The following is a 12,784-nucleotide window of genomic DNA, read 5'->3' on the forward strand; positions in this document are numbered from 1 at the left end:
CAAGATGGTGCGATGGGCATGGCGAAGGATATGCAGATGGCTGAAGAAGAGCAGGGGTGGTCGTACTCCGAGAAGCAGGTGTGTGAGCGCTGCGTCGCAGACCCGAGCCTCGCAGATGCCGTCGCCACGGGTGCAGACGCCGAAGAAGTGTGCGATTTCTGCGGAAAGAAGGGCGCAGCGGCCCTTGATGTGCTCCTCGATGCGTTCGTCCGGGGCGTGTCCTGGGAGTACACCGACGCAGACTCTGCGCTCGTCCCCTGGGACGGACGCGAGGGCGGCTATCAAGCGCGAACCTATGACCGCTGGGAGCTCGTCGACCTTTTCGTCGACGCGTTCGCCGCGGATGGCCTCGCGGAGGCCGTAGCGGACTCCCTCGCAGACGTCGCCTGGGCATCACGCGACTGGGCATGGCGCGACCGTGATGTCGTGCTGAACGATGCTTGGGCCGCATTTAGTGACCAGGTGAAGTACCGGACGAGGTACGTGATCTGGCTAATTGAGGATGACGCCTCCCGACGCGAGACGCGCTACACCGGCGAGATTCCTGTCGGCGACGTCTTGCACGACATCGGTCGCCTCCTCGACGAACTCGCCATGCTGACCGTCATTCCGGCCGGGTCTTCCCTCTGGCGCGCGCAGATCCATTCCACGGACTCACTAGAGCCAATGCCGAACGCCTCACGGCTCGGGACCTCCCCTCGGGAGTATGCAAAGCAGCCGAACCGGATGAGCCCGGCGGGCATCCCCATGTTCTACGGCGCCCTGGACAAGCAGACCGCCCTAGACGAGGTCGTCCGGCACAACCTGGCCCATGAGCCGTACGCGACGCTGGGGGCTTTCGCGTTGTCTTCGCCCATCACAGTCGTCGACTTCGACCGTCTACCCGAGGAGCCGACGATCTTTCATCCGACCCTGGGATATCTTCGTCGCGAAATTGCGTTTCTCCACAAGTTCGTGAAGGAGATGAGCGCCCCCGTGGCACCAGGCGATGAGGGGATCGAGTACGTGCCAACTCAGGTCGTGACAGAGTTCTTTCTCCGGGTGCTCCAGCCCGCGAGCGGTGCGACCATCACGGGCCTCGCGTACGCGAGCGCTGTTCGCGCCGGCGGCAGGTCGGTGGTCATCGACATCCCTCACGAGAACTGTCTGGAATCGGCGGATCCGACCACCGGTCATGAACCAGCTTTGGTCCTGGATCCGGCCTCGGTACAAAGGGTAAGTCTCTGATTGGCCGCAGAGGCTCAGTGAACCTCGGTTGCAGGAGAAGTCCGATCTCGGCCTTAGGTTCCAGTTGATAGTCCCGGAACGGTCATTTGGGCTGCAGTCTCAGCGCAGCATGTCTTCTGCTCCGTATAAGGCGTCCGCGGAGTCAGCTGCCGGGGCCGCCGCTCGGACGCGGCGGTCCCGGCTGCTACTCCAGGCGTCGATGCGTCACTTCGGAACGCGAGGATATCGGCACAGAGTTCCGTGAGTGAGCGAATAGCTTTAGCTTGAGCCTGTGGGCTGACGGTCGACGTCGGAGAGCAGAGTCCCGAGACGCCCGACAGCTTGTGACCGACGGCGATGGACTCCCTGAGATTCCCGCGAGCGGGATGACGCCAGGAACGCCACGATGTCGGCGATCTCTGACGGCGACATCTGGCCCGAATCTCCGCTTGGTATTGCGTCGGCCGGTTCGTCGGCGACGATGCCGGGACTCACGACGTTGACCGTGACCCCTGTTTCCCCGAAGGCATCTGCGAGATCCTTGCTCGCGATGACAACGGCGGCGTTGCGCACGGATCCGGTCAAGGGGCTTACTGTCCGACGAGTTCTCTGCAGCAGCCAGAACGAGCCCCGGCCGCAGGAAGCTCTAGCCCGCCGCAGGCGCCAACTGGTGGCCTCGGAAGGTTTCCGCCGCAGGCTGACTTATTACCGCAGCGAGTCGTTCGCCGGGTCCCAGCCCGTCGGCGAAGTTAGCTTCCGCGGCCGCGGTGCGACACACCTCGAAGCGCTGAGCTGCACTACTTCGTGTCCTTCTTCGTACTCTCGTTGCGTCGACCCGAGTCCGAGTCCCGGAATTGGCCGTTTCTTCCCTGGATTCGGACGTCACCGCGACCTCCGCCCGACTTGTCCACGATCTCGCGCGCCCGGTCGATTGCTTCGCGCTGGGTGTCGAAGTGTCCGGAAGACCTCTCATGGTTTTCCTTCACGACGTCCCAGCCTCCGCGCTCCTTGTTGGGGACGACATAACGATCCTCGTCATTCTTTGCCATGACTCTGCCTCTCTGTCGAACTTCTTCGTTCTTGAACCGCTTGCACGGCGACCTTGCTGCATCCAACCCCAGACTCTAGTGCCACCGTCCTCGCTGTGTCGCTCACCTACTCGGCCCCCTCCTCGAGCCGCATCGTCGGACAGTCCCATACATCTACTGCCGATGCAGTATAGAGAAGCAAGCAACGAGACGACGCGCTCCGGACTTTGATTCTGGAGGCTTGAAGACGTACCCGAAAGACTCGAAGGGATCCGTCTTCATGGCCTCATTTCTCGCTCGTCTCGGCCGATTCTCGGCCCGCCATCGATGGATAGTGATCCCGCTATGGCTAGCCGTTCTCCTTACTGCGGGTCTCATCGCTCTCACCGGCATGAAGTTCGGCGAGGGCGCGTTCGACGTCCCCGGAACCAACTCGAGTCGAACGATGGAGTCGATGGAGGATGCGTTCGGCACGCAGGAACAGGCCCCCTCGCTCCAGCTTGTAGTCGAGTCGTCGAACGGACCGGTCTCCGATGACGCGGAAGAGGTTCGGACGGCCCTTCAGCGCCTCGATTCGCTCCCATTCGTGGACGAAGTCTCCGAACCGTTCAACCCCACCCGGCCGTACATCTCGGCAGACCAGTCCACGGCTGTCGCGACCATCACGTTCGCTGAGATGGATGAGGAGCAGGCCGAGCTGGCGGCCACTCGCGTTGCGGACATCGCGCAGGGACTCGATGACAAGTCGGGGATGAGCGCCGAAATCGGCGGGTCGCTCTCCGGCGGGGTGCCGGACATCCTCGGGCCGAGCGAGATCGTCGGGGCGGCAGTCGCCTTCTTGGTTCTCCTCATCACCTTCGGTTCGTTGGTTGCAGCGGGTGCGAACATGCTCGGCGCGTTGCTGGGCGTGGGCGTCGGTGTCCTCGGCGTCCTCGCGTTCTCCGCGTTCTCCCCCATCGGCTCTGTGACGCCGATCCTCGCCGTGATGCTGGGACTCGCCGTCGGCATCGACTACGCCCTTTTTATCCTTTCCCGATTCCGATCCGAACTGCGGAGCGGCACCGATACATCAACCGCTATCGGCCGGGCGACCGGCACGGCCGGCTCCTCGGTCGTCTTCGCTGGCGCTACCGTCATCATCGCTCTGGTCGGGCTCACCGTTGTGGGTATCCCCTTCCTTGGAGAGATGGGATTGGCTGCCGCGTTCGCCGTGGCGGTCGCGGTCCTCATGTCCCTCACGCTCCTCCCGGCTTTCATGGGGGCGATGGGACGAAACGCGCTGCCCAAGAAGCTGCGCGTCCGGACTAACTTCCCGGCCACTTCGCCGAAGTGGGTGACCTCGTGGGCCGACTCCGTCGTGCGCCGCCCATGGGTGGCGGTTGTGGTAGCCACTGCCGCGCTCCTCGTGGTCGCAGCTCCCGTGATGAGCATGCAGACCTCTCTCATCACTCCTGGAGGGGAGGACCCCGAATCCTCGCAGCGCGAGGCCTACGACCTTATTGCCGACAAGTTCGGCGACGGAGCGCAGGATCCCCTTGTCGTTCTCGTGTCGGCGAAGAACGACGTCGCTGCAGCCATGGAAGACGCCAACCGGGAGATCGGCGACCTCGACGGCGTCGCCACCGTGATTCCGTCCGGCGTCTCCAACAATGGCCGCTCCGGACTGTTGACAGTGCTCGCCGATTCAGGGGCCCTCGACGAGGAGACGAAAGACCTCGTGCAGGACATCCGCGGGCTGGACGTCGACGATGCGACGCTCGGCGTCACGGGTTCGACGGCGATTGCTCTGGACTCCGACGAACAGCTCCGCAACGCTCTGCTGACCTACATCATCCTCATCGTGGGCCTAGCACTCTTTCTGCTCATCATCCTGTTCCGGTCCCTACTCGTACCGCTCATCGCAACGCTCGGATTCCTACTGTCGCTCGGAGCCGGATTGGGAGCGACCATCGCCGTCTTCCAGTGGGGATGGCTCGACGGCCTCATCTCCGCGCCGCAAGGAAATCCGCTCCTGTCGCTGCTACCCATCATCGTCACCGGCATCCTCTTCGGCCTGGCCATGGACTACGAGGTGTTCCTCGTCTCGCGCATCCACGAGGCGCACCGCAACGGCGAAGACCCGGTAGCAGCCATCCGGACAGGCTTTGCGCAGTCGGCGCCGGTCGTGGTCGCGGCGGCACTCATCATGACCGCCGTGTTCAGCGGATTCGCACTCAGTCATTCGTCGCTAGTCGGCTCTATCGCCCTTGCACTCGCCGTAGGAGTTATTGCAGACGCGTTGCTGGTCCGCATGGTCCTGATGCCCGCGATGCTGACGATTCTCGGAAAGGCCGCATGGTGGAATCCCGCCTGGCTCAACCGGATCCTCCCCGAGATCGACGTGGAGGGACATAATCTGAAGGAACCTTCTCTTGTCCCTGAACCGGACAAGATGCAGGCAACGCATGACATGAGCCCGGTACAGAAGTGAGGCGAGCGGTGACGACATCGTGGACCTCTCGCTGGGAGCGGTTCTTCGATGTCGTCGCCGCTGTCACGGTCGTCGTAACCGTCTTCACCTCGATCTCGAAGAGCACATGGGACACAGCGGCGGAGTTCGGAGCAGCGGCGCTACTGGCAGCTGCGACCTGCCTCGTCCTGGTGCGCCGGCGTGCGCCGATCCTCTCCGGCATCGGTGCCGTCGCCATCAGTGGATTGGTGCTGCTCACCGCTGGCGGCGCTTTGCCTGTCTGGGTTCTCGCGGAGATCGTGCTGTTCTCTGTTGCTCTTCGAGCTCATCGACGGTGGACACTGTTCATCACTTGTGCGCACGCCTTGTTGCTGTACTTGGGAGCACTCGTCGTGTTCCAGGTGCCCCCGTACGATCCGCTCGCGCTGGTACTCCCGCTGTGGACGGCAGCGGTCGTCGCTTTCGCTTTGGCCCTTCGTTCGCAACATGACTACGTCGCTGCGGTCGAGGAACGCATGCGAGAGGCGGCAGCCACTCGAGAGGCAGACGTGAAGCGCCGCGTGAGCGAGGAGCGTTTGCGCATCGCGCGTGACTTGCATGACTCGGTCGCCAACTCGCTAACGGTCATCAATCTGCAGGCCTCAACGGCCCAACGACACCTCGGCAGCCCGAACCCCCGTTCTGAGGAAGCCATCGACGTCATTCGGGAAGTCAGCCGCAGAACCGTCGTCGAACTGGCGGGACTGCTCACAGTTCTCCGAGATGACACGCAGCTGGACGACCATAGCTTGCCGTCGGCGGCGAACATCCCCCACCTCGTCGAGCTCTTCTCAGCGACGGACATGCTCGATGCTGATCTGAGCGAACTGCCGACCGCCGGTCTGCCGGCTGCGTCGAGCGCCGCTCTGTATCGCGTCACTCAGGAGGCTCTCACAAACGCCCAGCGCCACGGCAGACCGCCGGTGTCGCTCCGCACTGGGGCGACACCCCGTAGCGCGTGGCTCGAAGTTCACAATCGTGTCGATCTCAACACTCCCCCGAGCGGTCGCGGCTTCGGGCTGGTGGGGATGCGCGAACGCGCCGAGCTTGCAGGCGGGTCTTTGATGGTGGCTCAGGAGCTCGGTGCCTTCACTGTCCGAGTCGAGGTCCCCAGGAGCGAGGAGTCCACATGACCGATGTCCGTGTTGTGCTCGTCGACGACCAACCGCTTATCCGCAATGGCCTCCGCGACCTCCTCGAAGATGCCGGTATCGCGGTGGTGGGAGAAGCCGGGGACGGCCGCGAGTCGCTATCTGTCATCGCTCGAACCGCTCCAGACGTCGTTCTCATGGATCTGCGGATGCCTGTCATGGATGGCGTCGTCGCGGTGAGAGTGTTGCGTGACAACTCGGCGCTGGCTTCGATACCTGTCCTCGTCCTCACGACGTTCGATGGGGACGATGACGTGCTGGCCGCAGTGCAAGCGGGCGCCCGCGGCTTCATCAGCAAGACAGCGGTACCCGATGACATCGTCGCCGCCGTCATTGCCATAGCCGGAGGCGCCGCCGCACTGTCGAGCGATGCGACGCGCGCGCTCATGCGGAAGGTCACCGCCCTGGCCCCTCCTCCCCTAGATCCCGGGCTGAGAGCTCGCGTCGACTTGTTGACCGCTCGGGAGAGGGACATGGTGGCGGCGGCCGCGCGAGGTCTGGACAACCAGCAGATCGCGAAGGAACTGCACATCTCGCCGTTCACGGTGAAGACACACCTCAACCGGGCGATGACGAAGCTTGACGCGAGAGACCGCGGACAACTCGTGGCTCTCGCGTACCGCAGCGGCGTCGCTCACAACTGATTGATTCCGCGAGTTGCTGCCGGCGCAGCACCTGCGCCCGTAGGCAGGGCGCCCGCCCAGCCCGTCGCTGGAGCCCGCTTAAGCGCGCCGTCCGGGCACAGAAGCAGTGTCGTGCCCGGCGGGCCTGAGGCCTGGGTATCGTGAATTGAGTACACCTGCTACATTTTGCCTACCCGGCTGTTGTCGGCCATCATCCGCTCAACGACGAGTCAGGAGGTCCAGACCAGACTTCATGCAATACACGTCGAAGTTCAGACACTGCAGTCTCAACGCCCGCCGCGAGCATCAGGCTCGAGGCGGAAGACCAGAAAAAGAGATTCATGCGAAAGCTCAGCAAGATCGCCCTTGCCTCTACACTCATCCTCGGAGCACCACTCATCTTCGCCGCACCCGCCATGGCAGACACCGACAACGAACCTACGATCCGCGAGCTCGCCGCCGAGGCCGGTATTTTGTTCGGCTCGGGCTCAGTCAAAGCATCTGAATCCACGGCGGACGACCGGCCTGCGAACTATTTCACCGACCCCCGCTACGGGGCGACGCTTGCGGCGCAGTTCAACAGCTTGTCGCCAGAGAACGAGTTCAAGTGGAACATGGTGCAGCCCGAGGAAGGCGTGTTCGACTTCGAAGGCCTGGACCGCCTCGTCGCGTTCGCCGAAGAACACGACATGGAGGTGAAAGCTCACAGCGGCATCTCTCGCGCATTCAACCCCGACTACCTCGTCGCCAAGACGGATCCCGCCGAGTTCCGGGCCGCGATGGTGACTCATTTCGAGACCATCATGCAGAGGTACACCGGAAAGATGGACCGCTGGGACGTCGTCACAGAGGCGTTCACCACGTTCGGCGGCGAGGGGCTGGAACACAACTTGTTCTATGACCGACTGGGTCCTGGATACGTAGCGGAAGCCTTCCGCATCGCCCACGATGCAGACCCGAGCGCAAAGCTCTTCATCAACGAGAACATGGTCGAGTTCTACCCCGCCAAGCGCCAAGAGCTGTACGACCTGGTGTCCGGGATGGTCGCGGATGGTGTTCCCATTGACGGAGTCGCACTCCAGATGCACGAAACGTTCCAGGGCCCGCCCCCCGGAGTGCTCACCGAGATCGTGAACGAGTATGAAGCCCTCGGACTCGAAGTGACCATCGCGGAGCTCGACGTCCACACCTACGACCCGATCTCGCAGGCTCAGATCTACAGCGATGTGGTCGCGGAGGGGCTCGCTGCCGGTATCACCGACATCAGCGTCTGGGGCTTCACCGACAAGCACCTTTACACCTGGCTGCCTGGCGCCAAGCCGACCATGTTCGACGAGGAGTTCAACCCCAAGCCCGCGTACGTCGCTGTCCGCGACGCACTCAAGTCGTGGGTGCACAACGACACCGCTCCCAGCGCTGCGGTCCTGTCCACCACCAGCGGCTGGGCCAACGGGCTCAAGGACGGTAACTACGAGGTCAAGATGAACCTCTGGCACGGGACGCCTGGAAGCTACTACCGCCTGTATGAGAACGACGTACTGGTCGACGGCAAGCAGTTGAATGCGGTCGACGTGACCTCGCAGACGGCGACGACAGCTTTCACCAACAAGCCGAACGGGACGTACACGTACCGAGCGGAACTCATCAACTCCGAGGGCGTCACGCAGACGAGCACCGCCACCGTCACAGTTACGGATGCAGCGCCCGCGAAGCCCGTGGTCAGCACCGACAACTGGGACAAGGACGGCAACTTCACCGCTACCGCCAATCTGTGGTGGGGTACAAACGCAACGTCGTACGCCTTCTACCTCGATGGCACAGAAGTAGCGGAGGGCGAACTCACCGCGAACACCCCGCAGGCACAGACGGCGACGGCGGTGCTCCAGGGGGTCGCCCCCGGTAAGCACAGCCTGACAGTGACGTTCACGAACGCCAATGGGTCTACAACCTCGGACCCGGTCGCCGTGACGGTCAACTGATCCGTCTGGCTCGGCGGGGAGAGGTCACGCTGGATCTCTTCCCGCCGGCCAACGATGACCGCTGGTCACGTCCGGATTCCCCCATCAGCGGACGTGACCAGCCCTCTCACAGCACCGAGGCCATCTGCTTCGCAATCAGGTCCGTGGTCCACCGTGGTGCGATTCGAACCAAGCGGTCGAGAAGACGCGCATCCTGCCCGACCAGGATTCGGAAACGTCCACGCTCGATACCCGTGACAATCTCTCGAGCCGCGTCATGCGGCGTGGTTGCGCGGACCTTCTTGCCACCGCTGCCAATCATCTCGACACCAGAGTTCTTGCTGATCTCGGTGGAAATGTTCCCTGGATAGATTGCATTTACATGCACAGACGATCCGCGAAGCTCTTGATAGAGACCCTCGGTGTACTGCTTCACCGCTCCCTTGCTCGCTCCATATGCGGTTTGGCCAGCGAACGCCACCAACGCGGAAAGGCTGGACATGTTGGTCACCAGCGCTTCCGGTCGGCTACGCAGAACCGGCAGAAACGCTTGACACATGTTCACCGTGCCCCAGAAGTTCACGGTCATCACTCGCCGTTGTTCCTCCTCTGACAGCTCGTACGACGGGGTGAAGCGGTGGATGATGCCGGCGATGTTGATGAGGCCGTCCACCTGGCCATGTGCTTTGACAATGACGTCAGGCAGCGTGGACACGCCTTCCGCATCCGTGACGTCACCCAGGTGGGTGCTGACCAGGTGTGGAGCGCCAGAGAGTTCCACGGTGCGGGCGAGAGCCTGTTCGTCGCGGTCGATGGCAGCGACGCGGCCACCTTTACTCGCGATCCGCAAAGCGACCTCTCGCCCCATTCCGTTGCCGGCGCCGGTGACCGCGAATACTTTGCCCTCAATCTGCATGATGGTTCCTTTCAATCTGGTGCGGGCGCCATCGTCGTTGACCGGGAGCTCAGGACGAAGCCGCTCAGTCTCGCGGCGTGAGCCGCAGCCCGTGTCCCACCGGGTACAACGGGTCAGGCGTTCCGAGAACGCTTTCGTGCGACGAACGAACCGCGTCCATGGACCGCGGGGCTTCGACGGGTAGCGCCCCAAGCGGTGGGACTACTCCCGTAAGCGCGAGCATGAGAGCCTCGTCGCTGACGCCGAAGCTGGCGCTCAAGCCGGAAGCGAACTCGCTGAACGGGGTCAAGATCGCTGGGCGGTCCAGAGCGACGTCGATGTGAAGACGAGTCATCTTCGCGATCTGGTTCAGGCGGTAGATCAGCCCCGGGGCGAACGCGAGGTCTCCCTGGTGGAAGTAGTCCTCGAGGAACAGGTCGTCCCGGGGCTGGTATGGGGCGCTGACACGGACGATTGCCAGATCGGCGTCAGCGGGGTCATCGACGACGGTGGCGCGCCCCTCGAGCGCGTGCGTCTGCATGCCTTCGACATAGATGCGCAGATGCCCCGACAGCGGAAGCAGGTCGTCCCGGTTCTCCAGAATCGTGAGCGACCGGGCCTGTGCATTCAACGCAGCTGCATCGTTCGCAGCCGAGCCGACAATGGCCTCGGCACGCTCCACATCGACATACGGATCGTCAAACAAACCAAGCTGGAACTTGACCAGAAGGAGACGGCGCACGGACTCGTCGATGCGCGTCTCGGAAACGAGCCCTTCGCCGACCAGGTCGAGGAGGATGTCTGTGCACTCCTCACCGCCGAACTGATCTGCGCCGGCGTCGAGGATCTTCAGCATCCGGCCTCTGGCATCCAAGTGTTCGACACCCCATGCGCGTGCAGGGAGAACCTGGTCCCCGACGAAGTTATCGTTCACGAGTTCCCAGTCGGTGAGGATGACTCCCTCGTATCCGAGCTTCTCACGGAGCAATCCGGTGAGGATCTGGCGGTTATACCCAAAGCCGACCTCTTCGATGGGCTCGCCGTCGACTACCAGTCCGACCGGCATTCCGTAGTACGGCATGACCGCGGCGGTCCCCACTTCAATCGCGGCGACGAACGGGCGCAGATGGTACTCGAACGCGCCTTCCGCATAGACCTGCTCGCGGCCGTAAGGGAAGTGGGCGTCTTCCCCGTCTTTTTGCGGTCCACCCCCGGGGAAGTGCTTGGTCACGCATGCGACGCTGTCAGGCCCAATCTCGTCGCCCTGGAATCCGGATAGGTACGCCTGGGTATAGCGGGAGACGCGTTCCGCATCGGCGCCGAAGGTCTGCAGCTGACGCGCCCACCGCGGCTCCGTCGCCAAGTCGATCTGGGGGTGCAATGCCGCGCGGATTCCGACGGCGCGGTACTCCTCTCCCGCACGCCTGGCGAAGTCGCGGATGGTGTCGACGTCGTCGAGAGCGGCGAGCCCCAGAGCATCTGGCCACTGCGAGAACGGACCGGCGGAAAAGGCAACTCCGCTGTTCTCAGTGAAAGAGTGTCGCGGGTCAGTGGAGATCGTGACCGGGATACCGTGCGGTGTCTGCTCGGCGAGAGCCTGCAAAGCGTTGTTCCAGGATGCGGCGACGCGTGCCGACTCCAGGCGATGCACGTTGAAGTGATTCATGCGCTTCGCGAGCACGACCGTGCTCGTAGGAGACTTGCTGATGTTCCCAGGAGTCTCGAGGAGTGCGCCGTCGGGCCCCACCTCGATGACAGTTTGAAAGAGCAAGCCGACCTTCTCCTCCAGTGAGAGTCTGGGAATCAGATCAGCGACTCGTGCTTCGGGCGTCAGGCGGGGGTCCTCGTATGGGTCCATGACGCCGTTCCCGTTGAGGTCCCGGTACTGCACACCTTCGTCGCTCGTCGAGCGCGTGGGGTTCATAAAGTCGTCGTCCTTCTACTGTTGCTGGGTTGGGGCAAGTGCGCCGACGGCAAGCTCCGGGACAGCGCGGCTGTCGCAGAGCTCCCGCACCCAGCTCGCGCTTACCTTCGGGGTTCGTTCCAGCGTGTCGTAGTCCACGTGGATGATGCCGAAGCGAGGGCCATATCCGGCTGCCCATTCGAAGTTGTCCAGCAAAGACCACACGATGTAGCCGACGACGTTGGCTCCGCGTGCGAGCGCCCGATGCACAGCGGCAGCGTGGGAGACGAGATAGGCAGTGCGATCCAAGTCGATGACGGTTCGCACGCCGTCGACCTCAGTGACCTCGTCAGGAAACGCAGCGCCATTCTCCATCACCATGATGGGCAGGTGCGGGTACTCCTCAGACAACGCGACGAGGTGATCCTCGAGGCCGCGGGGCTCGATGCCCCAGTCCATGCCTGTGCGCTCCAGCTCGCCGCGGCGCACGAACTCAACCTGCTCGGAGCCGGGGAACGCAGAACCGCCGAGCTCCTCAGTGCCCGGCACAAAGCCGGGCGCCTGACGGATGTGCATGACTTCGTAATAGTTCACGCCGATGAGATCGAGCGGCTGGTGCGCGATCTCGAGGTCACCGGGAAGAACGAAGCCCCAGTCGGTGAAAAGTTTGGTGTCTTCAAAGAGGTCTTGGTCGTATACGCCGCGCAGCATCGGACCGGTGAACACGCGGTTGGCGACAGCGTCGAAACGACGTGCGGCGTCCGCGTCAGCGGGGGTCTCCGCTTCCACGCGGAAGATGTTGAGGGCCACGGACACCTGAGCGTCAGCTCTCGAGATGGTGCGGCGAAGAGCCTGCACGGCAAGGCCGTGGGAAAGGTTCAGATGATGGGCGGCTTTCAGCGCGTCCTCGTGGTTCGTGCCGCCGGGCGCGAAGGCGCCACTTCCATAACCGGAGAAGGAGTTGTTCCACGGCTCGTTGTGGGTGGACCAGATGGCCACCCGGTCTCCCAGTGCCGCGCCTACGACTTCCGCGTACTTCTCGAACGCGAACGCGGTTTCCCGACCTCGCCATCCCCCGTACTTGTCTTCGAGCGCCTGCGGCAGGTCCCAATGATTGAGTGTGACCACCGGCTGTATCCCGCGCTGAAGGAGTCCGTCGATGAGGTTCGAGTAGAACGCGAGCCCTTCCGGGTTGACCTCGTCCTCACCGGTCGGCATGACGCGCGGCCAGGAGATGGAGAACCGATAGGCGTCGAGCCCGAGCGACGCCATGAGCTCCAGATCTTCCTCGACATGGTGGTAGTGGTCCGCTGCGACGTCTCCGGTGGCTCCCCCCTCGGTCTTCCCGGGAGTGTGGCTGAACGTGTCCCAAATGGATGCACCCCGACCGCCTTCTCGGGCTCCGCCCTCGATCTGATACGCGGCCGTGGACGCGCCCAAGACAAAGGACGGCGGGAAGGAGAGCGTTCCCGTTTCGATGAAGTGGTCAAGCATGGAGGAAGATCCTGTCGATGTGAAACGAGTCTGAACGC

The 12,784-nt window shown here is 63.2% G+C and carries 9 protein-coding genes; 5 read left to right on the forward strand and 4 right to left on the reverse strand.

The genetic code is table 11. The annotated features are described in order from the left end of the window. The first annotated feature begins 12 nt into the window (after positions 1-12). Positions 13-1,227, forward strand: coding sequence for a HEPN-associated N-terminal domain-containing protein (locus OC372_RS10865; protein WP_262001987.1), 1,215 nt, complete (start codon positions 13-15; stop codon positions 1,225-1,227). A gap of 776 nt (positions 1,228-2,003) precedes the next feature. Here OC372_RS10865 and OC372_RS19370 read toward each other — a convergent pair. Further along, positions 2,004-2,255, reverse strand: coding sequence for a DUF2188 domain-containing protein (locus OC372_RS19370; protein WP_410054867.1), 252 nt, complete (start codon positions 2,253-2,255; stop codon positions 2,004-2,006). Positions 2,256-2,475: 220 nt separating this feature from the next. Between OC372_RS19370 and OC372_RS10870 the strand changes: the two genes are divergently transcribed. The 4 genes from OC372_RS10870 to OC372_RS10885 all read left to right on the forward strand — a co-directional run bounded on the left by OC372_RS10870 (position 2,476) and on the right by OC372_RS10885 (position 8,475). Beyond that, the gene (locus OC372_RS10870; protein WP_262001988.1) at positions 2,476-4,704 is read left to right on the forward strand and encodes an MMPL family transporter; all 2,229 of its coding nucleotides are present in this window, start codon (positions 2,476-2,478) and stop codon (positions 4,702-4,704) included. A gap of 8 nt (positions 4,705-4,712) precedes the next feature. Further along, complete coding sequence (locus OC372_RS10875) at positions 4,713-5,855, forward strand: sensor histidine kinase (protein ID WP_262001989.1); 1,143 nt, start codon at positions 4,713-4,715, stop codon at positions 5,853-5,855. Then, positions 5,852-6,517 (forward strand): response regulator, encoded by a 666-nt coding sequence (locus OC372_RS10880; protein WP_262001990.1) that lies wholly within the window; start codon positions 5,852-5,854, stop codon positions 6,515-6,517. The genes OC372_RS10875 and OC372_RS10880 overlap by 4 nt, the downstream gene beginning before the upstream one ends. A gap of 320 nt (positions 6,518-6,837) precedes the next feature. After that, the gene (locus OC372_RS10885; protein ID WP_262001991.1) at positions 6,838-8,475 is read left to right on the forward strand and encodes an endo-1,4-beta-xylanase; all 1,638 of its coding nucleotides are present in this window, start codon (positions 6,838-6,840) and stop codon (positions 8,473-8,475) included. Positions 8,476-8,581: 106 nt separating this feature from the next. Here OC372_RS10885 and OC372_RS10890 read toward each other — a convergent pair whose 3' ends face one another. The 3 genes from OC372_RS10890 to OC372_RS10900 form a co-directional block, all read right to left on the reverse strand. After that, positions 8,582-9,370, reverse strand: a complete 789-nt coding sequence (locus tag OC372_RS10890) for an SDR family NAD(P)-dependent oxidoreductase (RefSeq protein ID WP_262001992.1) — start codon at positions 9,368-9,370, stop codon at positions 8,582-8,584. 64 nt (positions 9,371-9,434) lie between these two features. Continuing rightward, the gene (locus OC372_RS10895) at positions 9,435-11,273 is read right to left on the reverse strand and encodes a glycoside hydrolase family 3 protein (RefSeq protein ID WP_262001993.1); all 1,839 of its coding nucleotides are present in this window, start codon (positions 11,271-11,273) and stop codon (positions 9,435-9,437) included. 15 nt (positions 11,274-11,288) lie between these two features. Continuing rightward, entirely contained in the window at positions 11,289-12,746 is a 1,458-nt protein-coding gene (locus OC372_RS10900; protein ID WP_262001994.1) for a GH1 family beta-glucosidase, read from the reverse strand. Between the last annotated feature and the right edge of the window lie 38 nt (positions 12,747-12,784).

It is taken from the genome of Microbacterium sp. Mcb102 (assembly GCF_024519805.1).
Lineage (GTDB): Bacteria > Actinomycetota > Actinomycetes > Actinomycetales > Microbacteriaceae > Microbacterium.